The sequence below is a fragment of the Streptomyces sp. NBC_01481 genome (assembly GCF_026339995.1).
Taxonomy (GTDB): Bacteria; Actinomycetota; Actinomycetes; order Streptomycetales; family Streptomycetaceae; genus Streptomyces.
The window spans coordinates 435377-459689 of the sequence record NZ_JAPEPT010000004.1 but is presented as its reverse complement, the minus strand read 5'-3'; the positions used below and the strand labels follow the sequence as shown (position 1 = coordinate 459689).

The 24313-nt window shown below is 69.4% G+C and carries 20 protein-coding genes; 6 read left to right on the top strand and 14 right to left on the bottom strand.

Annotated elements, in window-relative coordinates:
- The first annotated feature begins 4 nt into the window (after window positions 1-4).
- Window positions 5-415 (top strand): putative quinol monooxygenase, encoded by a 411-nt coding sequence (locus OOK40_RS23810; protein ID WP_266485487.1) that lies wholly within the window; start codon window positions 5-7, stop codon window positions 413-415.
- 51 nt (window positions 416-466) lie between these two features.
- Here the strand turns inward: OOK40_RS23810 and OOK40_RS23805 are convergent, their stop codons facing one another.
- A complete protein-coding gene (locus OOK40_RS23805; protein ID WP_266485485.1) occupies window positions 467-1075 on the bottom strand; it encodes a rhomboid family intramembrane serine protease in 609 nt (202 codons plus the stop codon).
- A 374-nt stretch (window positions 1076-1449) separates the two neighbouring features.
- Between OOK40_RS23805 and OOK40_RS23800 the strand changes: the two genes are divergently transcribed.
- Window positions 1450-3015, top strand: coding sequence for a glycosyltransferase family 39 protein (locus OOK40_RS23800; protein ID WP_266486569.1), 1566 nt, complete (start codon window positions 1450-1452; stop codon window positions 3013-3015).
- Between the two features lie 15 nt (window positions 3016-3030).
- Here OOK40_RS23800 and OOK40_RS23795 read toward each other — a convergent pair whose 3' ends face one another.
- Window positions 3031-3762, bottom strand: a complete 732-nt coding sequence (locus OOK40_RS23795) for a GntR family transcriptional regulator (protein WP_266485483.1) — start codon at window positions 3760-3762, stop codon at window positions 3031-3033.
- A gap of 130 nt (window positions 3763-3892) precedes the next feature.
- Window positions 3893-6277 (bottom strand): collagenase, encoded by a 2385-nt coding sequence (locus OOK40_RS23790; protein ID WP_266485481.1) that lies wholly within the window; start codon window positions 6275-6277, stop codon window positions 3893-3895.
- Between the two features lie 187 nt (window positions 6278-6464).
- On the opposite strand from OOK40_RS23790, the gene OOK40_RS23785 reads away from it, so the two are divergent.
- On the top strand, window positions 6465-7850 hold the full coding sequence (locus tag OOK40_RS23785) for an aminopeptidase P family protein (protein ID WP_266485479.1): 1386 nt from the start codon (window positions 6465-6467) through the stop codon (window positions 7848-7850).
- On the opposite strand, the gene OOK40_RS23780 is transcribed toward OOK40_RS23785, so the two are convergent.
- Together OOK40_RS23780 and OOK40_RS23775 are read right to left on the bottom strand one after the other, a co-directional pair.
- Window positions 7837-8982: a PP2C family protein-serine/threonine phosphatase gene (locus tag OOK40_RS23780; protein WP_266485477.1), complete on the bottom strand. Its 1146-nt coding sequence runs from the start codon at window positions 8980-8982 to the stop codon at window positions 7837-7839. The two genes, OOK40_RS23785 and OOK40_RS23780, sit on opposite strands and share 14 nt — an antisense overlap.
- Before the next feature lie 144 nt (window positions 8983-9126).
- Complete coding sequence (locus OOK40_RS23775; RefSeq protein WP_266485474.1) at window positions 9127-9621, bottom strand: peptidylprolyl isomerase; 495 nt, start codon at window positions 9619-9621, stop codon at window positions 9127-9129.
- Between the two features lie 259 nt (window positions 9622-9880).
- On the opposite strand from OOK40_RS23775, the gene OOK40_RS23770 reads away from it, so the two are divergent.
- Window positions 9881-10459 carry a hypothetical protein gene (locus tag OOK40_RS23770; protein WP_266485471.1) on the top strand — a complete coding sequence of 193 codons (579 nt, stop codon included), beginning with the start codon at window positions 9881-9883 and terminating at the stop codon, window positions 10457-10459.
- 39 nt (window positions 10460-10498) lie between these two features.
- Here the strand turns inward: OOK40_RS23770 and hypE are convergent, their stop codons facing one another.
- The 8 genes from hypE to OOK40_RS23730 form a co-directional block, all read right to left on the bottom strand.
- Window positions 10499-11578 carry a hydrogenase expression/formation protein HypE gene (gene hypE, locus OOK40_RS23765; protein ID WP_323136116.1) on the bottom strand — a complete coding sequence of 360 codons (1080 nt, stop codon included), beginning with the start codon at window positions 11576-11578 and terminating at the stop codon, window positions 10499-10501.
- Window positions 11579-11609: 31 nt separating this feature from the next.
- Window positions 11610-12734: a hydrogenase formation protein HypD gene (gene hypD, locus OOK40_RS23760; protein WP_266485468.1), complete on the bottom strand. Its 1125-nt coding sequence runs from the start codon at window positions 12732-12734 to the stop codon at window positions 11610-11612.
- Window positions 12731-13054 (bottom strand): HypC/HybG/HupF family hydrogenase formation chaperone, encoded by a 324-nt coding sequence (locus tag OOK40_RS23755; RefSeq protein WP_266485465.1) that lies wholly within the window; start codon window positions 13052-13054, stop codon window positions 12731-12733. Before OOK40_RS23755 ends, hypD begins: the two co-directional genes overlap by 4 nt.
- A 52-nt stretch (window positions 13055-13106) precedes the next feature.
- Window positions 13107-15503 carry a carbamoyltransferase HypF gene (gene hypF, locus OOK40_RS23750; RefSeq protein ID WP_266485462.1) on the bottom strand — a complete coding sequence of 799 codons (2397 nt, stop codon included), beginning with the start codon at window positions 15501-15503 and terminating at the stop codon, window positions 13107-13109.
- Window positions 15500-16264: a hydrogenase nickel incorporation protein HypB gene (gene hypB, locus OOK40_RS23745; RefSeq protein ID WP_266485460.1), complete on the bottom strand. Its 765-nt coding sequence runs from the start codon at window positions 16262-16264 to the stop codon at window positions 15500-15502. The genes hypF and hypB overlap by 4 nt, the downstream gene beginning before the upstream one ends.
- 3 nt (window positions 16265-16267) lie before the next feature.
- Window positions 16268-16663: a hydrogenase maturation nickel metallochaperone HypA gene (gene hypA / locus OOK40_RS23740; protein WP_266485452.1), complete on the bottom strand. Its 396-nt coding sequence runs from the start codon at window positions 16661-16663 to the stop codon at window positions 16268-16270.
- A gap of 202 nt (window positions 16664-16865) precedes the next feature.
- Complete coding sequence (locus tag OOK40_RS23735; protein ID WP_266485449.1) at window positions 16866-18674, bottom strand: fatty acyl-AMP ligase; 1809 nt, start codon at window positions 18672-18674, stop codon at window positions 16866-16868.
- A 74-nt stretch (window positions 18675-18748) separates the two neighbouring features.
- The gene (locus OOK40_RS23730) at window positions 18749-20545 is read right to left on the bottom strand and encodes a fatty acyl-AMP ligase (protein WP_266485447.1); all 1797 of its coding nucleotides are present in this window, start codon (window positions 20543-20545) and stop codon (window positions 18749-18751) included.
- A 306-nt stretch (window positions 20546-20851) separates the two neighbouring features.
- Between OOK40_RS23730 and OOK40_RS23725 the strand changes: the two genes are divergently transcribed.
- Complete coding sequence (locus tag OOK40_RS23725; RefSeq protein WP_266485445.1) at window positions 20852-22159, top strand: beta-ketoacyl synthase; 1308 nt, start codon at window positions 20852-20854, stop codon at window positions 22157-22159.
- Here the strand turns inward: OOK40_RS23725 and OOK40_RS23720 are convergent.
- Window positions 22143-22865: a response regulator transcription factor gene (locus OOK40_RS23720; RefSeq protein WP_266485443.1), complete on the bottom strand. Its 723-nt coding sequence runs from the start codon at window positions 22863-22865 to the stop codon at window positions 22143-22145. The two genes, OOK40_RS23725 and OOK40_RS23720, sit on opposite strands and share 17 nt — an antisense overlap.
- Window positions 22866-23178: 313 nt before the next feature.
- Here OOK40_RS23720 and OOK40_RS23715 point away from each other — a divergent pair, with 313 nt between their 5' ends.
- The gene (locus OOK40_RS23715; protein ID WP_266485441.1) at window positions 23179-24156 is read left to right on the top strand and encodes an AraC family transcriptional regulator; all 978 of its coding nucleotides are present in this window, start codon (window positions 23179-23181) and stop codon (window positions 24154-24156) included.
- Window positions 24157-24313: the final 157 nt, after the last annotated feature.

The following is a 24313-nucleotide window of genomic DNA, read 5'->3' as shown; positions in this document are numbered from 1 at the left end:
CGGGATGCCTACGCTCCCCTGGACCGCCACGGCGGCCGCCTCCAGAAGTGCGGGTCCGCTACCCGACGAGGTGCTGGTCCTCGGATCCCGCCTGGTCCTGCGCAGGGCCTGGGACATTCCCCGCTTCTTCGCGGCCGCTCAGTCCATTCGGCGGCAGGTCCTCGCGGCCGACGGGTGTCTTGGCATGTCATTGAGGGGCGAGCCGTTTGTGAAGACTTTCTGGACGCTATCCGCCTGGCGCGACCAGGAAGCGCTGGACGCATTCGTGGGAGCCCAGCCGCACGAACGGATCATGCGGGACTTCCACGCACGGCTTCGTGATCCGGTCATCATCAGCTGGACCTTGCCCCGCGGTGACCTGCCGGTCGACTGGTCCGATGCCGTCAACCGGATCGCCGGACACACATCCCGGTGACCCCGCCCTCACCCCACCCGGGCCCGGGCTCCGAGGCGGATCTTACGGACGTCACACGCCGGCCGGGCTGGGCCTTCCCGCCCGGCGCCGGAAGACGAACGCCGCCGCCACACCCGCGATCAGGCCGAAGAGGTGGCCCTGCCAGCTGACTTCGGTGTTCGCCGGGGATATGCCGAGCAGGATCGAGCTGCCCCAGATCGCGCCGATCAGCAGACCCACCCCCACCTCCAGCAGCTTGCGGTCCACGAAGCCGCGCACCACCAGGTAGCCGAAGAGGCCGAAGATCAGGCCCGACGCGCCTGCCGTGTTGGTGTTCGACGGCGAGATCAGCCAGACGCCGAGGCCGTCCACCACAACGATGAGCAGCGACACGGCCAGGAAACGCCGGATGCCGCCGAGTGCGGCGAGGAAGCCGAAGACCAGGAGCGGGAGGCTGTTGGCCGCGACATGCCCGAAGCCGAAGTGGATGAAGGCGGATGGGACGATGTCGACCAGTTCGGACGGCTCGCGCGACACGATTCCGTACGAGTCGAGGGCATGGCCCGTGGCCACGTCGACCGCTTCCAGCGCCCACAGCAGCGCCACCCAGCCGACCACCAGCTTGGCCGCGGCCGCGACCCGGGACGACCCGCGCCACTCGCTGACTTCCGCGCCTGCCATCGCAGCCCCCTGCACCGTGCGTATGTATCCACCCCGGAAACGACCGGCGCACCGGCTCGGTTCCACCTCCGGCCGGTTTCAGCCCGGCGAGGACGCGGGCCACGAAGGGCGATGCGGTACGCACCCGTCGGGTCACGGCGACGGATGTGGATAGGGGAAAGTAGGGCCATGACGTCGCTCTCCGGAATACACGGCCGATGACGCAAGATCAACCCTCGGTCCTCGAACCCGCCGCTGCCGAGCACGCCGCTCCGCCCGCTGTGCCTCACCCGCGAACGGCGTCGGCCACCGGGAAGCCCCCGAGCCGATTCGACGGCCTGCGGCGCCACCGGCGATGGCTGTTCGCACTCGCCGTGGCCGCGCTCCTCGCGCAGATGGCCCTCGCCATGGTCACGACCGCGGTCAAGCAGACCCCGACCATCGACGAGCCCGTGTACGTGGGCACGGCGGTGGTCTACGTACAGCAGCACAGCCTGCGGTACAACCCTGAGCACCCACCACTGGGCAAGCTGATCATCGCGACCGGACCCGCATTGGCCCACCCTCATCTCGACCCTGCCTTCGTCGGCAACCAAGGGGCGCTCGGGCGGCACCTCCTGTACGAGTCGGGCAACGATCCGTGGCGGGTGATGCTGTGGGCACGACTGCCGGTGATCGTGATGACGCTGCTGTTCGGGCTGGTCGTCCTCGCGTTCGCCCGTGACCTCACAGGCTCCGTGGGCGGGTTGACAGCGCTCGCCCTGTACACGTTCTCGCCCGACGTCATCGCTCACGGATCGCTGGCCACACTCGACGTACCCATGGCGGGCTTCCTGCTGACGTCGGTCTGGTCGCTGTGGCGGGCACGGCTGCGGCCCCGCCTGTATCTCCCGCTCGCCGGGGCGACGCTCGGCGCGGCCGTGTCCACGAAGATGAGCGCGCTGCCCGCGGTTCCAGTGCTGCTGCTCCTGGTCGTCCTGTCGGTCTGGTACGCCCGCCGGACGCCCGGCACCGGGAGGCGCGGGACGGCGCGGCTGCTTGCGCTCGGCGTGGCGGCGGCGGTCGCGGTGGCGCTGGTCATGGTCGCCGTGGTGTGGGCGACGTATCTCGCCGTCGACCCACGCCTGCGCTGGGCTGCGCCCGAGGGCGTGCCGGTCGCCCACGGGCTGCGGGGACTTGCCGTCGACTGGCTGCCGTTCCCCCAGCCGTACCGGGACGGCATGCGCGTCCAGTTCGCTTTCGAGGACGCGAAGTGGACCGGCTTCCTACTGGGCAGGCACTACGTCGGCTCGCTGTGGTACTACCTGCCGGCCGCGCTGCTGATCAAGACCCCGTTGGGCATGCTGGCGCTCTGGCTCGCCGGTGCTGTTGCCGTCGTGGCGCTGCCCCGGCTGCGGCCCGCCGCACCGTATGTGCTTGTCCCCCCGGCCGTGCTGCTGGCCGCGGCGCTCAGCGGGTCCCGCGACTTCGGTGTCCGCTACGCCGTCTTCCTGCCGATGTTCCTCGCCGTCGCCGCGGCCTGCGTGGTCGCCTTGAGACGGCGGTGGGCACACGTCGTGACGGCGGTGTTGGTCCTGTTCGTCGCGGTCAGCTCGCTGCGGACGTACCCGTACTACCTGCCGTACTCCAACGAGGCGTTCGGCGGACCGTCGAAGACCCACCTGCATCTGCACGACTCCAACGTCGACTGGGGCCAAGACCTGGGGAGGCTCGCCGACCGTCTGAGGCAGCGGTATCCGGGGGAGCAGATCTGGCTCGTCTACAAGGGCAGCGGGGTGCCTGCCTTCTACGGCATCGACGCGTCCGACCCGCGCACGGTGCCCCCGGACCAGGTTCACGGACTGCTGGTCGTGTCCGACTCCTCGATCGCCAAGGCGAGCGGCCGGCTCAAGGCGCTGATCGACAGCAGCAGACCGGTCGAGGAGGTCGGCCACTCGATCACGATCTTCCGCCGGCCGTGACCATGTCGGTGCCGGTCAGCGGGCCTGGCGGCCGATGACGGCTGTGCCGAGGGCGCGCTTGGGGCGGGGTTCGACCGGCTCGTCGCGTGCCTGGGCCCAGAGGGAGCGGACATGGCCCAGGTGGCGCGCCATGCAGGCCTCGGCGGCGGCGTGGTCGCCCGCCACCATCAGGTCCAGAAGTTCCAGGTGTTCCTCGGCGGAGGAGATCAACTGGCCTCGTTCGTCGAGGCGGGTCAGACCGTAGAGGCGGGACCGCTTGCGCAGCTCGCCGACTGTCTCGACGAGACGGTCGTTGCCTGCCAGGGCGAGCAGGCCGAGGTGGAAGCGGCGGTCGGCGTCCAGATACCCGATGAGGTTGTGCTCCCGCGCCTGGGTCACGATCTCCTCGCCGATCGGGCGCAGTGCCTGAAGCTGCTCCGTGGTCGCGGTCCGTGTGACATTGCCGACGGTCGGGACCTCGATCAGCGCGCGCAGTTCGGTGTACTGGTCGAGATCGCGTTCGCTGACTTCAGTGACCCGGAAGCCTTTGTTGCGTACGGGCTCGACCAGGCCCTCGCGGGCGAGGTCGAGCATCGCCTCACGTACGGGGGTTGCGGAGATGCCGAAGTCGGCGGCGAGACCGGGGGCGGAGTAGACACTGCCGGGACGCAGTTCACCGGCGACGAGCGCGGCGCGCAGCGCGTGGGCCACCTGGTCGCGCAGCCGTTCCTGGGCCGTGATCAGGTTGCGCTGCTTCAGGTCGCCCATGGCATGCCCTCCGGGATGATGCGGAGTGCCAGCGTACAATGTCACCTTTCAATGCCCGGTCGGGCTGGGGCTTTCGGTGTGGGCGGTCCCGTCGTGCGCACCACGACGGGACCGCCCAGGGCTGAGCGCGTCAGCTGCGCAGCGGCCCCTCGCAGCGGTATGTCGACGAGCCTGCCTGCCGGTTGCTCCAGATCTCGACCGGCCCGAAGGAGCAGTTCATGTCGGCGAGGTTGTTCGACGCCGCCCCCGCACGGTCGAGGATGAAGTAGTCGACCGTCTCGGACATGTCCTTGAAGACACGGTCAGGGCTGCCCGCGTCGGAGAGATTCGCGGTGATCCTCCCGGTGCACGTGAAACGCCGTTTGCCGGGTTCGCCCCCCTCGGAGCACACCGGGTCCGCGTACGTGGCGGTGGCGAAGGACTGGCGTACGGCTTCCGAAGTGGCGTCCCTGAGCCGGTCGTTGGGTGTGAAGGTCGTGTTGGGCACGAACAAGTCGTCGATCTTGGCGATCTGCGCGTCGAGGAAGCTGTCGTACGCCCGCTGCAGCGCCGCGTCGCCGCCGAGGCGGGTGCGCCAGGCGTCGAAGCCCGCGGGGTCGTTCGCCCGCAGGTATCCGTACATCTCGCGGAGCAGGGCGGGGCGTTCGGTCCACAGGTACTCGAAGAAGGTGCCCGCGTAGTTGTAGAACCGGAAGCCGTCCCCGTCGTACGTGGCGTGCAGGAGCTGGTTCACGGTCATCCGGGGTCCGCCGCCCGCGGTGTCATTGATGATTCCGCGGACCAAGGACTTGCGCACCTTGATCCCGTCGTCGCGGGTGGCGCCGTCGAAGAACTCGGCCGTCCCCTCGTCCATCGCGGTGGTCCGGTCCCCGCTGTACCAGGGCCCTTCGCCGAAGTAGCCGGGCACCGCCCAGCGGCCGTTGAGGTAGTGGACGTACTCGTGCCGGAACAGCTCCTCGAGGGTGAGCGAGGAGTCCTGCGGGACCCGGCGCTGATAGGTGTAGAAGGTGGCGCCGCGCTCGATGTAGATGCCGCCGTTCTGGGTCCCCATCCCCGTCAGGATCGGGTGGTAGACCTCGTAGTCGGCGCGCGATCCGTAGAGCACGATCGTCAGCGAGGTGTTGGTGTCGCCGGCCAGCGGCTGCTCGGTGCCGAGGACCCGGTGGAACTGCGCCCTGACCTGCTTGCTCGCGTAGTAGAGCTGGTCGACGGTGGCGCGGTCGAGACCGGTGCGCACCTTGATGGCGCCGTTGTCGTAGGTGTACGTGTACGGGAAGATCTTCCGCTCGATGTCCTCCTTGCACACGGCGTAGGGCTTGCACGCCTCGTAGAAGTTGAGCCACGACACGAGTGAGGCCCAGGGGCGGCTTCCGTCGCCGAAGTTGGCGCGTGCGACGGGCAGCAGGGCTCCGAGGTCGGGAACGATCCGCGCCTTCAGGGCGTCGACCTGGCCGAAGCGGCCGTATTCGCCGAGGGCGTCGCGCACGACCCATTCGTTGACGGTGCCCTTGAGGTGCGTGTAGTCGGCGAAGGCCCGGAAGGAGGCGCGGTACGAGGGGTTCTCGGTGACCACGTTGTGGAAGGCCGAGTCCCGGTTGCCCGGGTAGATGCCGAGGTAGTTCACGGAGAGGGCGGCCAGGGCCGCGCCGCCCCAGGAGGCGTTGTCGTACTGCCCTTTGTGGTAGCGGTCCATCGTGGCGAGGACTTTTCTGATCAGCCCGAGCTGGCTGTGCCGCAGGCCGGGGGCGCTGCCCGTGTAGAGCGCCTCGCGCAGGGTCTCGGCATTGGTCCGCGTGACCTGGAAGGTGCGGGCCGCGCTGCCGAAGTCGTAGATGGCGCGCCGGAGGATCTCGGTGGTCGGGACGTCGGTGATGTCTATCTCGGGGCGCGAGAAGTCGTGGTACACGACGGCGTGGAGATAGGTGAACATCTCCAGCAGGTGGGTGCCGTTGCGGCCGTCGTGGGCGGCGGCGAGCGAGGAGATCCGGCGGCCGACGGCCTGGACGTGGGCGTCGGACATCACCGGCGTCAGCCGGGCGTCCCAGGTCCAGATGAGGTCTCGGAGGCAGCCGTCGGCGGTGACGGCCGGGTCGGCGAGGAAGTCGGCGAGCTGCTCCGGCGCGAGGCGCGTGATGCCGTCGAGGGTGCAGGGGACTCCGGCGGCGCTGACCGGGGCGCTGGAAGAGGCCTTGCTCTTGCCCTTGCTCTGACGGCCGGGTGTGCGGCCTTCCGCCAACCCGCCGGGTGCGGAGGCCGGCTTGAAGGCGGGCTTGGGTGCCTTGGCAAGGTGTTCGACCTCGTCGAAGGGGTTGTCGGCGCCTGCGGTCGCGGGCGTGGCGACCGGGCCCGGCCGGGCGGCGAAGGTGGCGGGTGCCTTGGGGGTCGCCGACTCCCTGTCCACGGCTTGGGCGGTCTGCCCGAGCGGGGCGAGCAGGGCGACGGCTATTGCTCCGGCGAGCAGGGGTCTGCGCGCGGAGGCGAGCAGGGGTCTGCGCGCGGATCTGAGCTGGGACACCGGTGACTCCTGATGTGGGAGGTGGGAGGTGGCTGTGCGGTGTGACAGCGGTGCGGTCATCGCGAACCGGCCGAGCACGGACGTGAATCGCTTCCGGACTCGGATGGTCTACGATGTGACCCGTAACATAGTAATGTGAAATTGCACTGACAACCCCTCAGAGTCCGTTCGTCTTCGAGGAGTTCCCGTGACTGCCGACGAAACTCTCACCCACCAGCCCGCGCGCCCCGGCACGGGCAGCCACGATTTGCCCGTTTCACCCGAGTTGGCGTCCTTCATGCGCACCGGCTGGGCGGCCACCCCGCTTCCGGCCGACACCCGCGTGCCCGCCCACGCCGTGACACCGGCCCGCCGTGCCCGGCTCTCCGCGCTCTTCCCGGGCGAGCGACTGCTGATACCCGCGGGGCAGTTGAAGGTGCGCTCCAACGACTGCGACCACCGCTTCCGCCCGCACAGCGCCTACGCCTGGCTGACCGGCCTCACCGGAGAGGACCAGCCGGGTCACGCACTGGTCCTCGAACCGTCCGGGCCGCACGGCCACGAGGCGGTCCTGTATCTGCGCCCCCGCTCCCCCCGCGACGGCGACGAGTTCTACCGTGACCGGCGGTACGGCGAATTCTGGGTGGGCCGCCGTCCCGACCTCGCCGAGACCGAACGCCTCACCGGAATCCGCTGCGCGCACCTGGACGGCCTGGACCGGCTGCCGCCGGCCCGGGACGCCTCCAGCGACACCGCACTGGCCACCACGCTGTCCGAACTGCGCCTCGTCAAGGACGCCTGGGAGGTCGGCCAGCTCCAGCTCGCCGTCGACCACACGACCGACGGATTCGAGGACGTGGTACGCGCCCTGCCCCGGGCGCTGAATCATCCGCGCGGCGAACGCCACATTGAGGGCGTCTTCGGACTGCGGGCCCGCGCCGAGGGCAACGGCACGGGCTACGACACCATCGCCGCGTCCGGTGCGCACGCCTGTGTCCTGCACTGGATCCGCAACGACGGCGCCCTCGACCCGACCGAGCTCCTGCTGCTCGACGCGGGCGTGGAGACCGACACGCTCTACACCGCGGACATCACGCGCACTCTTCCGCTGTCCGGCCGCTTCTCCCCCGTGCAGCGCCAGGTGTACGAACTGGTTCTCGCCGCCCAGGACGCGGGGATCGCGGCCCTCAAACCGGGCGCGAGCTTCCGGGACTTCCACCGCGCCTGCATGCGGGTGATCGCAGAGGGCCTGACGGAGTGGGGCGTCCTGACGAGCCCCGAGGGCGACCTCCACCGCCGCTACACCCTGTGCAGCAGCGGCCATATGCTCGGCCTCGACGTCCACGACTGCGCCAAGGCACGCGCCGAGACCTACCTCGACGGCGTACTGGAGGAGGGCCAGGTCCTCACCGTGGAGCCGGGCCTCTACCTCCAGCCCGACGACGAGACGCTGCCGCGGCAGCTGCGGGGCATCGGCGTACGGATCGAGGACGACCTGGTCATCACCGCGTCCGGCGCCCGGCTGATGTCCGCGGCGCTGCCGCGCACCCCGGACGCGGTCGAGGAATGGATGGGCACGCTCACCGCGGGCTGATCCCGGACTCCCCCATGCCCGGCATGCGCTCGATGGCCACCATCGCCGCATCGTCGCCCAGGCTTCCGCCCGCGTGACTCAGGAGGTCCTGGCAGAGGCGGCTCAGGAGGGCGTCAGGATGTTCTCCGGTCCACGGAGCCACCCGCTCCGCAAGGGGGTAGAAGGTGCCGGACCGGTCCCTGGCCTCGATGACGCCGTCCGTGTAGAGCAGGATGATGTCGCCCGGCTCGAAGGCGAAGGCCTCGGGGGCGACGTCGGAGTCCATGAATTCGGTGAGGCCCAGGGGTGGTGCCGGACGGCGCACGTCCAGCGCGGTGACTTGCCCACCGCGCAGCAGGAGGGGCGAGGGGTGACCGCAATTGATCAGGTCAAGGGTCGACTCCTTGTCCGGGACGTCGAGGACGGCCGCGGTGATGAATGCCTCGCCGTGATCGTCGGGGTCGTCGGGATCGGCCCCGGGGTCGTCCAGGTTCGAGGAGACGGTTCCCTCCAGATAGGCCACGAGCGCCGGCAGGTCGGCCTGCCGATGGGCAGCGGCCCGGAAGGCGCCGAGGAGGAGAGCGGCGTCCCCGATCGCCTCCAGCCCCTTGCCCCGGACGTCCCCGATGATGAGCCGGGTCCCGTGTGCCGTGCGCGCGGCGGCGTACAGGTCGCCGCCGATCTGCGCCTCCGCTTCGGCCGCGAGATAGACGGAGGCGATACGCAGCGGACCGATCCGCTGCGGCAGCGGCCGCAGCACCACCTGCTGGGCCGCCTCGGCCACGGAGCGGAGCTGGATGAGTTCCTTCTCGTGCCGTTCTCGCAGGTAGGCGAAGAAGGTCACGATGACCGAGATCAGGATCAGCGCGATGATCTGGAAGGTGTGGTTCAGGTCGGTGAGGCTGGTGCGGGCCATCGCGACCGCCGCCTGAGCCAGGACGGCGACCGCGCCGATGAACGCGGTCGTCCGAGGCCCGGCGAAGGACGCCGTGACCGCGGGAGCGGCGACCAGGAAGGGGCCGAGGTGGACGTCGGGGGGAGCCAGGATGTCGACCGTCGTGACGATCGCGATCATCGCGAGGGGAACAGCCACAAGGGCGTGACCCGGCTCCCATGACCAGCGAGTGCTCCGGCGGAGTCGTCCATGACTCATAGGTCCTGCATACACCGCACCGTGGCTCCGCGCTCACGCCGCCACGGTTGCACCCCGAAGTGGAACGGGTCGGGGCCGGGCGGCCGCCGTGGTAGCGATTCGCCCGGCCCCTGAGCTCGCGCGGCGGTCGCCGCGCGGACGGGATCAGCCCTCGACGACGCCCGACTTGGCGATCGTGACCTTCGCCTTGGGGGCACCGCTGCTGGAGCCCAGGCCCTCGATCCGCTTCACGAGGTCCATGCCCTCGACGACCTCGCCGAAGACGACGTGCTTGTTGTCCAGCCAGTCGGTGACGATGGTCGTGATGAAGAACTGCGAGCCGTTGGTGTTGGGGCCCGCGTTGGCCATGGAGAGCTGGCCCGGCTTGGTGTGCTTGAGCTGGAAGTTCTCGTCGGCGAACTTCGCGCCGTAGATGCTCTTGCCGCCCGTGCCGTTGCCGGCGGTGAAGTCACCGCCCTGGAGCATGAAGTCCGGGATGACGCGGTGGAAGGAAGAGCCCTCGTAGCCGTAGCCGTGCTCGCCCGTGGCGAGCTCGCGGAAGTTCCTCGCGGTCTTGGGGACCACGTCGTCGAACAGCGCGAAGACGATCCGGCCGGCGGGCTCGTCGTTGATGGTGATGTCGAAAAACACGTTACTCATGGCTTCATCCTGACACCCCCAGTCACCGGACCGCACACCAGACCCGCGCTACGCGGAGAATCACGTCTGTCTGCAGTCCTGCCGGGCCGGTCCGACGGATCGCGAAGGGCCGTCCCCTGCAGGGAAGTTGAGGCCACCTGTACGTGTCTCGGCATGTTCGGGTGGATCCGACAGGGATACGGCCGCATTGACCCGCAGCATGCAGACAAGGTAAGCCTTACCTAAATTTCTTGTAAGATCTCAGTCCTCGGAGCCGTCGATGTCCAGCCACCCCTCCATCTCTTCGGTCGGCCGCCCGGCCGACCGGGACAACACCGGCCCACTGCCGGTTTGGTGGACATCGGCCGCGGGTGCGCTGCTGATCTGCCTGGGCTGGACGGCATGCGTATGGATCTCCACGCACCTGCGTGCCGACCCCGCCCTGCACACAGCGGCTCTCTTCGTGCACCTGGCGTCCCTGGTTCTCGGCTTCGGAGCCGTTCTGGTGGCCGACTACTACGGACTGCTGTGGCTCACCGGCCGGTGCGAACTGGGCGAGGCGGTCGGGTGCGCGGCGCGCCTGCACACCCCGATCTGGGCCGGGCTCGCAGGACTCGTGGCCAGCGGCATCATGCTCCACCCCGACCTCGCCTCCCCCCTCACCCGGATCAAGCTGGCCCTCGTGCTGCTCCTCGCCCTCAACGGCCTGCAGGCGGCGATCCTGCGGCGCCGGATCGCCGGAGCAGCGGCGGCCTCCCCACCGGCGCGCACGCTGATGTGGGGCGCCGCCACCGCCCTCATATCCCAGGTCTGCTGGTGGGGCGCGCTGGCCATCGGCTTCCTCAACAACCAGGGATAGCGGCGACGCGGAGCCCATCCCCCGTGCAGCCGACAGGTATCAGCAGATCCGCGGCAGCTGCTCCCCGATCGGCAGGTCCACCACCCGTGTGCCGCCGAGTCCGGTACGCGCCACCACCATGCCGGGGTGCGCCTCCACGGCTTCGCCGATCACCGTCGCGTCAGCGCCCAGAGGGTGCGAGCGCATCGCCTCGAGGACCGGCTCCGCGTGCTCGCGCGGGACGAACGCCACGAGCTTGCCCTCGTTGGCGACGTACATCGGATCCAGCCCCAAGATGGCACAGGCATTGGCCACGGGTGGCGGGACAGGAATGCTGCGCTCCTGGATGACGACTCCGACGCCGGAGGCCGCCGCGATCTCGTTCAGCGCGGCTGCCAGGCCTCCGCGGGTGGGATCGCGCAGCACGTGCAGGTCCGGGGTGACAGCGAGCATCGTCTGCACCAGACCGCCGAGCGCGGCGCAGTCGCTCTCGATCTCGACGCCGAACTCAAGGCCCTCACGGACGCTCATGATCGCTACGCCATGGACGCCGATCGCGCCGCTCACGATCACCACATCACCGGGGACGACGCGCTGCGGCCGCAGATCGACGCCGGTCGGGATGATGCCGATCCCGGCGGTGTTGATGTAGATCCCGTCGCCGTGGCCTGCCTCGACGACCTTGGTGTCGCCGGTCACGACTTCGACCCCCGCGGTGCGTGCGGCGGTGCCCAGCGCCCCGGCCACGCGTGAGACCACCGAGAGCTCGACCCCCTCCTCCAGGATGAACCCGCAGGAGAGATACGCGGCTTGGGCACCGCTCATGGCAAGGTCGTTGACGGTGCCGTTGACGGCCAGGTCGCCGATACTGCCACCGGGGAAGAACAGCGGTCGCACCACGAAGGAATCCGTGGAGAAGGCCAGCCGGACCCCGCCGAGCGAGAGCGCCGCGGAATCGCCCAGTTGCCGCAGCACCTCTCCCCCGAAGGCGGGCGCGAAAATGTGCTGGACGAGCTCGGCGGAGAGGGCGCCGCCACCGCCGTGCCCCATCACCACCCGGCTCTGGCGGTCTCGCAGGGGGGCCGGGCAGGTCCACGCCGTGGGGTCCGGCAGCTCGGTGGTCTGCGCCGAGCCGTTCACCGGCGTATCGATCGAGGGCGCTTGTGTGGTCTCAGACAACTGGGCTCGCCTCCAGCGATGCGGTTTTGATGTCCAGTCGCCGGTAGAGGTAGTACGCGGCGCACGCGCCCTCACTGGAGACCATGGTGGCGCCGAGCGGGGTCCGGGGCGTGCACAGCGTGCCGAAGGCCTCGCACTCATGGGGCTTCAGCAGCCCCTGCAGAACCTCGCCGCTGCGGCACTCCGCCGGCTCCCTGGTCTGGATGCCGGAGACCGAGAAGCGGTACTCGGCGTCGAAGTCCCGGTACCGCGTGGACAGCCGCCAGCCGCTGCCCGGGATGGTTCCGATACCGCGCCAGGCACGGTCGGTGACCTCGAAGACATCCGCCAGCATGGCCTGGGCCGCGGCGTTTCCCTCGGGGCGGACGGCACGCGGGTAGGCGTTGTCGACGGTGTGCTCCCCGCGTTCCAGCTGCCGTACGGTCCTGCGTACCCCCTCGAGGATGTCCAGCGGCTCGAATCCGGTCACCACGATCGGGACACCGAACCGTTCCGCAAGCTCGGGATACTCCGACACGCCCATCACGCTGCACACATGCCCGGCCGCGAGAAAGGCCTGCACCCGGCAGCTCGGGGACTGCATGATCGCCTCGATCGCGGGAGGCACCCTGACATGGGACACCAGCAGGCTGAAGTTCCGGATCCCGAGCCTGCGCGCCTGATACACCGTCATGGCGTTGGGCGGCGCGGTCGTCTCGAATCCGATGCCGAAGAACACCACTTCCCGGCCCGGATTCTGCTGAGCGATCCTCAGGGCGTCGAGCGGCGAGTAGACGACCCGTACATCGCCGCCTTCGCTGCGGACCTGGAACAGGTCACGGCCGGTGCCCGGCACACGGAGCATGTCACCGAAGGAGCAGAAGATCACCTCCGGACGGGAGGCGATCTCCAGCGCCTTGTCGATCACTTCCAGCGGGGTGACACACACGGGACAACCGGGTCCGTGGATCAACTCCACCTGGTCGGGCAGCAGTTGATCGATACCGTGCCGGATGATCGTGTGCGTCTGTCCCCCGCAGACCTCCATCAGCGCCCACGGTCTGGTCACGGTGGAGTGGATGTCATCCAGCAGGCGCCGCGCCAGATCCGGGTCCTGGAACTCGTCGATGTACTTCACTTCTGTGCCTCCTGGGGTGTGTCGATACCGGCGGCGGGCAGCGGGGATCCACCCGCTTGTGCCGCGAGCTCCCACGGATCGCCGAACTCCTCCTGGAGCATCCCGAGCGTCGCGAAGAGCTCGAGCGTCTGCTTGGCCGACTCCTCGTCCAGGCGCTGCAGGGCGAACCCCACGTGGACGATGGCGTACTCGCCGACCTGGAGGTCCGGCAGATACTCCAGGCACACCTCCTTGACGACGCCGCCGAAATCGACGTTGGCCATACGGGTGCCGTCGCGTTCCTCGATGTCCAGGACTCTCCCGGGTACCGCCAGGCACATGCGCTTCTCCTCGCTGTGGGGGGTTCGTGGCCCGCTCTTTCCGGGCGCATCGTCAGTCGCTGTTCGACCGCTGGGCCACGGCGGCGTGTGCGGCCACCATCAGTTGCCCGAGCGCCAGTCCCCCGTCGTTCGGCGGGACGTGGCGGTGGCGCAGGACGGTGAAGCCCTCCTCGCGGAGCAACCGCGCGCACGCCGAGGAGAGCAGGGCGTTGGCGAAGACACCGCCGGTCAGCGCTACGGTGTCCGGCCCGTGCTCCTCCCGCGCCATGACACACATCGTGCGTACGAGACCGGCGACGGCCCGGTGGAAGCGCGCGGCGACGAGGGCCGGGGAGGTGCCCGCCCGTACGTCGGCGACGACCGCTGCCAGAACGGGAGCGGGGTCGGCGGCTGCCGCGGCCCGGCCGTAGCCCGCAGGCCGCACGGCGAACGAGTAGCCCGCGTCGTCCTCGGCCGCTGCCGTCAGGGCGGCCGCCTCCAGCTCGACGGCTGCCTGAGCTTCGTATCCGGACCGATGGCAGACGCCCGCGAGCGAGGACACAGCGTCGAACAGCCGCCCCATGCTGGAGGTGGGCACACAATTCAGGTTCCGCTCCAACTGCTGCTCCAGGACCCGGAGTTCGCCGGGCGGGCAAGCGGCAGTGCAGGGCAGGTCCGGGGACCAGGCGATGCCTGCAGCGCGCAGATGGGCGAGTGCCATGCGGTACGGGCGGTGCACCGCGGCGTCGCCGCCCGGCTGGGAGACGTAGGCGAGGTGTCCGAGGCGGCTGAACCCGTCGTAGTCCGCGAGCAGGAACTCCCCGCCCCACACCGCCCCGTCGTCACCGTAGCCAGTGCCGTCGAACGCGACCCCGATGACCGGGCGGCTCCCGTCCAGTCCGTGCTCCGCCATCGCGGAGGCGATGTGCGCGTGATGGTGCTGGACCCGTACGACCTGTCGTCCGGCCGCGTGCCGGGTGGCCCACTGTCCGGAGCGATAGCCGGGATGCCGGTCTGCCGCCAGCAGCGCTGGGTGCACTCCGGTGATCGACTCCAGTTGCGTTTCTGCACGCTCGTAGGCCTGCTGTGTGGCGAGGTCGTCCATGTCCCCGATGTGCGCCGACAGCCAGGCCCTGCGCCCTTCCGCGAGACAGAACACGTTCTTGAGGTCGCCGCCTACAGCAAGAGCCGCGGGCACCGGTACGGGCAATGCGATGGGCAGCGGGGCGTAGCCACGAGAACGGCGGACGATCAGCTCCTCCCCGTCGCACACCCGCACCACGGAGTCGTCGCACGGCACATGGATCCCGCGGTCGTGCATGAGCCAGGCGTCCGCCAGGTGCGCCAGCCGGGTCAGCGCGTCGGTGTCCTCCGTGACGATCGGCTCCCCCGCCACATTCCCGCTGGTCATCACGAGCAGCCGTAGCCCGTCGGCATCGCCGGGCAGGCCCAGAAGCAGATGGTGCACGGGTGTGTACGGAAGCATTACGCCGAGATCGGGACTGCCCGGGGCGACCTCCTCCGAGACCCCGGGAAATCCCGCGTCGGTGCGCCGCCGCAGCAGGACGACGGGCCTGACGCGGCCCGTCAGCAGGCTTCGCTCCTCGGGGCCCAGATGCACGAGGTGCTCGATGTCGGCGACGGTTCTGGCCATCAGGGCGAACGGCTTCGTGCCGCGGGCCTTGCGCCGGCGCAATGTGGCCACCGCCCGGGAGTTGGAGGCGTCGCAGGCGAGGTGATATCCGCCGAGTCCCTTCACCGCGAGGATCGCGCCCTGGGACAGGAGTCTGCGGGCCTCGGCGACGGGGTCCGCGGCGGTAATGGGCCGGGGTGAGCCTTCCGTATCCGCTTGAGCCGCGAGCAGACGCAGGCGGGGGCCACAGTCGTGGCAGGCGACCGGCTGCGCGTGAAAGCGGCGGTCGGCCGGATCGGCGTACTCCCGGGCGCAGTCGGCGCACATCGGGAAGTCGGCCATCGTCGTGTGGTCCCGGTCGTACGGAAGACCGCGGACGATCGTGACGCGCGGGCCGCAGTGTGTGCAAGTGATGAAGGGGTGGCGGTGACGCCGGTCGGCCGGATCGGCCAGTTCGGCGAGACAGGCGGCGCAGGTCGCCATGTCCGGCGAGACGAGGGTGCGCGCGGGGCCGCCGGTCGTGGAGCGGGCGATGACGAACCCCTCACCCCCCGTGGCCGGGACCTCATGATGGTCGACGGACTCGACGCGCGCGAGAGGCGGCGCCTGCGCCCCGATGCGGTCGCAGAACAGGGCGACGTCGGCGGGCGGACCCTCGACTTCCGCGACAACGCCCTCACCAGTGTTGGTCACATGACCGACCAGGTCGAGCCCGGTGGCGAGCGTGTACAGGAACGGCCGGAACCCGACGCCTTGCACCACGCCCCGGACCGTGACCCGCCTGCGCTGCACCGCCTGATCGACGACGGCGACGGCGGCCCGCTGCGGACCGCTCACGAGCCGGACTGCGCCGTGGCGCCGGCGGCCGCCGCACGGGCGTGCGTCCCGTGATCGTGGTGATGGTGCCGCTCCTGACGAGCCATCACGGGTGTGTGCACCGATTCGCCGTCGGCCGCCGCCGTCGCCCGGTCCAGCAGCGCGCCCACGCCGTCGCCCCGCCGCGCCGACGTCAGCAGCACTTCCACCCCGGGATTGATCTGCGCGACATGCGCCCGGAACGCCGCCTCGTCGAACTCGACCGCCTCCGCGATGTCGGTCTTGGTCACCACAACCAGGTGTGCCAGACCGAAGGCGGTCGGGTACTTCAGCGGCTTGTCCTCCCCTTCCGTTACGGAGGCGAGCACAACCCGCAAGGTCTCGCCGAGGTCGTACGAGGCCGGACAGACCAGGTTGCCGACGTTCTCCACGAACAGCAGCCGGGTGTCATCGGGCAGCCATCCCTCCAGGTGCCCGCCCAGCATCCCGGCCTCCAGGTGGCACAGACCGTCGGTCAGCACCTGCTTGACCGGGACGCCTGAACGGGCCAGCCGCACGGCGTCGTTCTCGGTGGCGAGGTCGGCGGTCAGGGCAGCGACCCGTACTCCCCGCTCCCGTGCCAGCAGCAGCTCACCCTCCAGCAGAGCGGTCTTCCCGCTGCCGGGGCTGGACAGGAGATTGACAACCGTGGTGCCGCGGGCGGCAAGGCCGACGCGCAGCGCGTGCGCGGTCGCGTCGTTCTTGGCGAGGACCGCCTGTTGCAGATCGACCACACGGCACATGCTTCAGCACTCCTCGGAAATGGGTTCACGGGTGCGTCGGTGCCCCTGGCCGTCCTCCACCTGCACGCTGACGATCTGCAGTTCGCGGCCCGACAGCAGTTCGACGGCCGCCTTTCCGCACACCGGACAGCACAGCTGGGGCGGCATGCCGACCGCCCACTCGTCGGCGCACAGCTCGCAGCGGGCACGACCCGGCACGAACTCCGTGATCAGCTCGGCACCTTCCAGGACGGTCCCGGCACAGGCCAGTTCGAAGCAGAACGACAGGGCGTCGGGGACCACTCCGGCCAACTCGCCGACGTGGAGCCGTACGGACGTCACGGCGATGACGTCGCCCGCCTCGGCGGCCGCCTGCTCCACCTGGTCGACGACAGCCACCGCGATGGACATCTCGTGCATCGCTCTCCGTCCTGGCACAGGCTGACCGCGGCCGAACGCTCCGGACCCGGTGGGCGTCGCCCGCCCGTGCAAGCTGAGGGCTGGGGCCGTTCGGCACCCATTACAGGCCGGGACCACGTGGCCCGGAGCCCGGCGCGCCGTCGCGACCGGGCTGCGTACGCCGTTCGGGGCAGCGGCGGACATCACCGCCAACGACTGGTCCCTACTCGATCAGGGCGGCCTCGAAGGAGCCCCCGAGGTACCGCTCCCGGCTGTCGCGCCGTTGCAGCTTGCCCGTCGTCGTCAGCGGCAGCGTCCCCGGCTTGAGAAGGACGACATCGTGAACCTGAATGCGGTGACCTGCATGGACGGCGCGCCTGATCTCCCGCTTGATCTCCTGGGCGTTCACCGGTTCATCACTCTCGCCGCCGACTGCTGTCGTCGTCTCGGCGAGCACGATGAGCCGCTCGTGTGCGCCGTCGTCGACCGACACCGCGCACGTACCGAACTCGCGGACTGCCGGGTGGCTGGCCTCAACGGTGGCTTCGATGTCCTGCGGGTAGTGGTTGGCACCGGCGATGATGATGACGTCCTTCGCCCGACCGGTGATGAACAGCTCCCCGCTGTGCAGAAATCCGAGGTCACCGGTACAGAGAAACCGCTCGCCCGGCTGGTCGGGAAGGGTCCCCATGAAGGTCTCGGCACTCTCCTTGGGAGCGTTCAGGTAGCCCGTCGCGACGCTCGGGCCGGACACGAAGATCTCGCCCACCTCGTCCTCCTCGCAGGGCTTGCCTGTCTCCAGGTCGACGGCAATAGCCGTGCTCAACGGATGGATCGGGCCGCAGCCGACCAGCTCCCGACTGTCCTGTGCCGACGCGGCTGGGCGCACCTTTCCGGCGGAGAGCGCCTCGGAGTCCACCCGCAGGACTTCCGGGCCCTTGCCGACCGGACAGGCCGTGACCATCACTGTCGCCTCGGCGAGGCCGTACGCGGGGGACAGCGCCTTGCGGCGGAAGCCGGCCTCTGCGAATGCCGCGCTGAAGCGGTCGAGCGTATCGGCGCGGACGGGCTCACCTCCAACCAGAGCCATCTCCCAACGGCTGAGGTCGAGTTCACGGCGCTGGGCGTCGGTCACCCGGCGGACGCACAGGTCGTAGGCGAAGTTCGGCGCGCAGCTGTCCGCGCGTCCGAGCCGGGAGATCGCTCGCAGCCACGTGAGCGGACGCTGTACGAATGTCATCGTCGGCAGCAGTGTGACGTCCCGGCCGGAGAAGAGGGGGTCGAGGACGTTGCAGATGAGGCCCATGTTGTGGTGCGGCGGCAGCCACGACACCGACGACGGGCGGGGCAGCCCGGCATCGTCGGCAGGCCGGCGCGTGTTGTCGTATATCAACGACAGGTTGTGCAGCACATTGCCGTGAGTGATCGCGACGCCTTTCGGCACGCCGGTCGATCCCGAGGAGTACTGCAGGTAGGCGACCATCTCGGCGGCGGCCGCCGGCGGGGTCCATCGCAGGGCCAGGTCGAGGCAGACCTCGTCGGTCGCCACCCGTGTGAGTCGGGCGAGTCCGTCGATGCCGGTGAGGACCGGCTCCGCGGCGGCAAGCATCGGGCCGGTGGACAGGAACAGGGAGGGCTCTGCACTCGCGGCGATCGACTCCACCCGGGTCCACTTGGCATTACCCCGCGTGCCGTCGAGCGGAGCCACCGGGACCGGGATCAGACCCGCGTAGATGCAGCCCAGGAAGGCGGCGTGGAAATCCAGTCCGGGCGGGTAGCTCAGCAGCGCGCGTGCGCGCGTGGTGGGAACCTGCTTTCGCAGCGTCACGGCGATCGCCCGTGCGTGGTGGTCGAGTTCGGCCAAGGTGAGTGAGTCCGATTCCTCGACCCCGTCGCCCAGGAACACAAAGCTCTTCCGGTCGGGCTCGGCCGCCGCACGAGCGCGGCACAGGTCGGTAAGCGTCGGCAGCTCGCCGTACTCGCCGGCCACCCCCTCGGGCAGTCGGACACCGTGCTGTTGATCAGTACGCATGAGACCACTCCAAACGGAGGAAGAAGGAAGGAGGGCGGCGGGCAATATGCGCGGCCTCCCTGCACGGAGCGAATTCAGACCGTGTCGAACACCCGCGCCCGGTACCTGGACCGGCACTGGGCGCGCTGCAGCTTGCCGCTGGTGGTGAAGGGCAGCGAACCGGCCTTGAGGAGGAGAACGTCGTCGGCCCGGAGGCCGTGGCCTGCGAACACGGCCTCCCGGACGGCTTCTTCGACCTCATCCGCCCCCACGATCGCGCGGGCACCTGGCGGGGTGTCCGGGGCATGGCCCGCCGCCAGGCGGAATCGACTGTTGATCTCGGCCAGGACCACGAGGCGCGTGCGTCCGCCGTCCTCGACAGCGAAGGCACAGCAGCAGCCGTCCCGTATGGCGGCGTGGCTTCCTGCCGCGGTCGCCTCGATGTCGTACGGGTAGTGCTGCATGCCTTCCACGACGATGAGGTCGGCCACCCGGCAGGTGACGAAGAGCTGGCCGCCGTCCAGAAAGCCGAGGCTGCCGGTGCGCAGGAACCGGCGGCCCTCGTGTCCGCGCACGGCGGCGTTGAACGTACCTGCGGTCTCCTCGGGGGCGTTCCAGTACGCGGTACCGATACTCGGTCCGGAAGCCAGGATCTCGCCCGTCTCGTCCGGGGCGCACGGTTCGCCGGTGGCTGGATCCACCACTGCGATGGTCATGGACGGGTGCAACTGGCCCAGGCCGACCAGCCGACGGGCCTCGTCCTGGGGCGCGGACGGCTGCACCTTGCCTTTCGCCAGCGCCACCGCGTCGAACCGGCGGATCACCGGTTCGGGTTCCACCGGCCCGCCGCTCAGCATGACGGTGGACTCGGCGATCCCGTAACTCGGGAAGAACGCCTCGCGGCGGAAGCCGAAGGGGGCGAGCATGGCGCTGAACTGGTCGATCATCTCTGCACGCACCGGCTCGTCCCCGACCACCGCGATCCGCCAGCCGCTGAGATCGACGTAACGCAACTGCTGCTCCGACACCCGCCGCAGGCACAGTTCGTACCCGAAACCGGGTGCCGAACTGATGCCGGCCCCGCGGTCCGATATGGCGCGCAGCCAGTTGGCCGGCTGCTGAGTGAACGCGGTGGGCGGCATCAGCACGGCGTCGTACCCGACATAGATCGGCTGCAGAACTCCGGAGATGAGTCCCATGTCGTGGAACACGGGCAGCCAGGACACGACGGGCGGCTGTCGTGCGAGGTCGTCCGTGGCCCTGGAACCGTTGGCCAGGATCAGCGAGAGGTTGTGCAGGACGTTGCCGTGGGTGAGCACAACGCCCCGAGGCGGACCGGTCGTACCGGAGGTGTACTGCAGGTAGGCCACCGTATCGGGGCCGATCCGGGGGGCGTTCCAGCCATCCGCGTCCGCCTCACCTATCTCGTCCGTCGCCACACAGGTCGGCCGGTGCGATGTGGACACGTCCTTCAGCAACGCCTCGACACGGCTGAGCCTGGACCCGTTCGACAGCAGGAGATCCGGCCGGCAGCTGTCAACGATCGTCTGGAAGCGCGTATAGCGGTCATCGACGCCGACGCGCAGCACCGGAGGAGCGGGCACGGCGATCAGGCCGGCATACAGGCACCCGAAGAAGGCGGACACGAAGTCCAGGCCCGGCGGGAAACTCAGCACGGCGCGAGCGCCCGGCGGGGCCTGCCTGCTCAGACGCGCGGCGATCGCCCTTGCGCGGGCGTCGAGTTGGGCGAGGCCGAGTGAGTCGGACTCGTCGAGGCCGTTCTCCAGGAAGGCGAACATCCGTCGATCGGGCTCCCTGGACGCGCGATACCTGCAGAGCTCGACCAAGGTCGTCGGCTCGGGTCGGGAGTCTGTGAGGGCATCCTCTGACATCGTGGTCCTCCTGTTCGGCTTGGCCATTGGCGTTGCCTTTGCCGTTGCACTCGAAGAGATGCTAAGTCGCCTGAGGAATATGGGGTATTCGCCGTCGGACGGAGTCCCTCCCCTACCGGAGGCCATTGTCCAGTAGCCCGGAAGACGGACAGAAATTCAGCCTTCGGTCGCCCTCACGGTTCCGTCCGTCGACCGTTACGGAAAGCGCCTCGTACTGGCTACCGTCATGACCAAGGGCAGTGGACGACAAACGGCCCATGTCCAAGGGAGAACATTTCCCCAGAAGGCTTCAGAAAGGGAACCGTGATGTCCTACGAAGCATCTGACGACCACTCCTCGGGTTATCCGAAGCTCCCGGATCTCCCCGTTCTCCCGGGTCTCCCGAACGGAACAGTCATCGGTACGACCGGCGTTGTGGTCACCGGCCTGGGAATGACCACACCCCTGGGCGCCGATGTCCACTCCACCTGGACGGCGCTGCTGGCCGGTGAATCCCCGATCACCGTGCTGGACGAACCATGGGCCCGCGACCTGCCCGTACGGCTGGCAGGCCGGCTGAGTCAGGAACCGACCGAGGCGCTGGGCCGGGTCGAGGCGCGGCGCATGGACCGCTGCCAGCAGATGGCCATGGTCGCCGCTCGACAGGCGTGGGCCGACGCCGGCGCACCCGAAGTGGCGCCGGAGCGACTGGCCGTGGTGATCGGTACCGGCCTCGGCGGAGGAAAGACGCTGGTCGAGCAGCATGATGTCTCCTCGACCAAGGGGCCCGACCGCGTGTCGCCATTCGCTGTGACGATGCTGATGCCCAACGGTTCGGCGGCCGCCGTGAGTCTGGACTTGGGCGCCCGCGCCGGCGCCCACGCGCCGACCAGCGCCTGCGCCTCCGGAGCGGAGGCAATCGCCATGGGGCTCGCCATACTGCGTGCGGGGCGTGCCGATGTCGTTGTCGCCGGCGGCACCGAGGCGTGCATCGGCCGACTGTCCATGGCGGCCTTCGCCCGTATGGGAGCCCTGTCCAGCCGGCATGAGGACCCCCAGGCCGCGTCGCGGCCGTTCGACAGTGCCCGCGACGGCTTCGTCATGTCCGAGGGCGCCGGAGTCGTCGTACTGGAGCGAGCCGAATCCGCACGAGCCCGCGACGCGCGCACCTATGCCACGCTCGCCGGTACGGGCATGAGCTCCGACGCGCACGCCATGACAGCTCCTTCGACGGACGGTCAGGTCCGGGCCATCCGCCGGGCCTTGCGCGCAAGTGACCTCAGCCCCCAGGACATCGTCCACGTCAACGCGCACGCTCCCGGTACGCCCGTCGGGGACCGCATCGAAGCAGCGGCAGTGCTGGAATCAATCGGACCGCATGCCCTTGTGACCGCGACCAAATCGGCTACGGGCCATCTCATAGGCGGGTCCGGCGCGATCGAGGCCATCTTCACGGCCCTGAGCGTGTTCACCGACGTGATTCCCGCGACCAGGAACCTCGACAACAAGGACCCCGAGGTGAAGGTGGAGCTCGTCACGAAGCGTCCGCGGCGCATCGAGGTCACGGCGGCGATCTCCAACTCCTTCGGTTTCGGCGGTCACAACGTGGTCCTCGCGTTCACCAAGCCCGCCTGACCGCGGCTGCGGGACGGCCGGGAGGCCCAGGAGGCCGGGGCGACTGGACGAGGCCGCTCCGCTGAGCCATCAGCGCCGCGTGCATCCGGTTCGGCAACTTGAGTTTGGCGAGGATGCGCGAGACGTGGGACTTCACGGTGGCGGGCGACACATGCAGATCGAGGGCGATCTCCTGGTTGGACCTGCCCATGGCGATACCCAACAGGACTTGCCTCTCCCGGCCGCTCAGGGCAGCCAGAGCGGCCGCGTGAGAGCGCTCGTGCGGCGGCGGGAGGATCTCGAACCGATCGATCAGCCGCCGGGTCATCGTGGGGCAGATGAAGGCCGCGCCGCGGGCGACCGCCCGGACGGCCGAGGTGAGTTCCTCCTGGCTTGAGCTCTTGAGCAGAAACCCGCTCGCACCGGCCTTGAGCGACCCGAACAAATGACTGTCAAGGCCAATACTGGTCAGGACAATGATTCCGGGCGTGATTCCAGCCGCTGACGCCCGGGCCGGCCGGGCGAGTTGCTGAATGAATTCGTACTCCGCATCGACGAGTACGACCTGCGGTTGCCGCAGTTCGACCGTTCGCAGTGCCACCTCGCCGACCCTCGTATCGGCGATCACGGTGATGTCCGGCGCCTCCCCGAGGGCCTGCCGAAATCCCCGGCGCACAAGATCCTCATTGTCGACCAGTATCGCTTCCACCGTGCTGAATTCGTCCATCAATCACTCCGCCTGCGCGATTCGGAAATTCCAGTACAGCGGTTGCACACGCGATGGCTGTGGGATGCGCCGAGCCCCAGGTGACCATGGCTGATACCACCTGCGCGCCCTGGCCCGCACACGCGTCCCGGATAGTCTGAATGGCAGCCTGCGGCGGGATACGCCGCATCGATCCCTTCCGATGCTAGGGGGATTGGTCGTGCTGGTTTCAGGCAATGGCAGCCATACTGTTGGCCGTTCCGGACACACGGCGGCGGCCGAAGTCTCCACCAGTCCGCGGCAGTTCCAGCGAGGCATCGCTGGCGTCCGCGCGATGGTCGACGTCGGGGTCGAGCACGGAGTGCCCGTACTCGCCTGCCTCGACGGCAGCGGCGTGGACCGGAACGCTCTCACCGACGACACCGCACATGTCCGAGCCTGGCAGGAACTCCTCGTGGCTCAGAACCTGGTCCGCGCCACGGGCGATACTCCCGGCCTGGGCCTTGAGGTCGGCAGCAGGATTCCGCTGCGCACGTACAGCGTGTGGGGCTTCGCACTCCTCGCCAGCCCGACGCTGCGCGAAGCGGCGGCTGTGGGACTGCGCTACCTGGAACTCACCTTCGCCATGGTCGGGATCCACCTTCAAGAAGACAGGGACGAGGTCCGCCTCGTCCTGGACGACGGGCTTGTGCCCCAGCCCGTCCGGCACTTCTTCGTCGAGCGGGAAATGGCCAACATCCGCACCATCCTGGACACCATTGTGGGCCGGCCCTTCACACCCCTCCGGCTGGACCTGCGCTTCCCACAACCTGAAGAGCCCGCACCGTACGAGGCGTTCGCCGACACGCCGATCGCCTTCGGGGCGCCGCGCAACGCGATCGTCACCCTCGCAGCGGCACTGGATCAGTCGCTGCCACAGGCGGACCGGCACACAATGCAGGTATGCGAACGCGAGTGCGACCTCCTGCTGGCCCGCCGCGCCGACACCGGATTCGCAGCGCGGGTACGGGAACTGCTCACGCAGTGGCCGGACGGGATCCCCGACATGGGTGTTGCCGCAGCCGAGCTGTACGTCTCCACCCGCACGCTGCACCGCCGTCTGGCTGTGGAAGGCACGTCCTACCGGCGCCTGGTGGACGAAGCGCGGCACGCTCGCGCTGTCGAGATGCTGTCCACCCGCGGACTCGGAGTCGACCAGATCGCCGCACGGCTCGGCTACGCCGATGCGGCGACATTCATCCGCGCGTTCCGCCGGTGGACGGGCGCGACCCCGGGCGCTTACCGGACCGGCGTGCCCACCCGGCGCTTCTGATCATTTCAGGACGGCCTACGGAGCCAAGTCCCAGAGACTGAAGGCGGCGGGGACCGGGCGGAATGGCGGGGCGGCAGCAGGCCGACGTTCACTTGCCGGGGAGTCGCCCCGATGACCGGCAGCACGCGGCCTAATCTGCAAGAACTGACGCCCCATC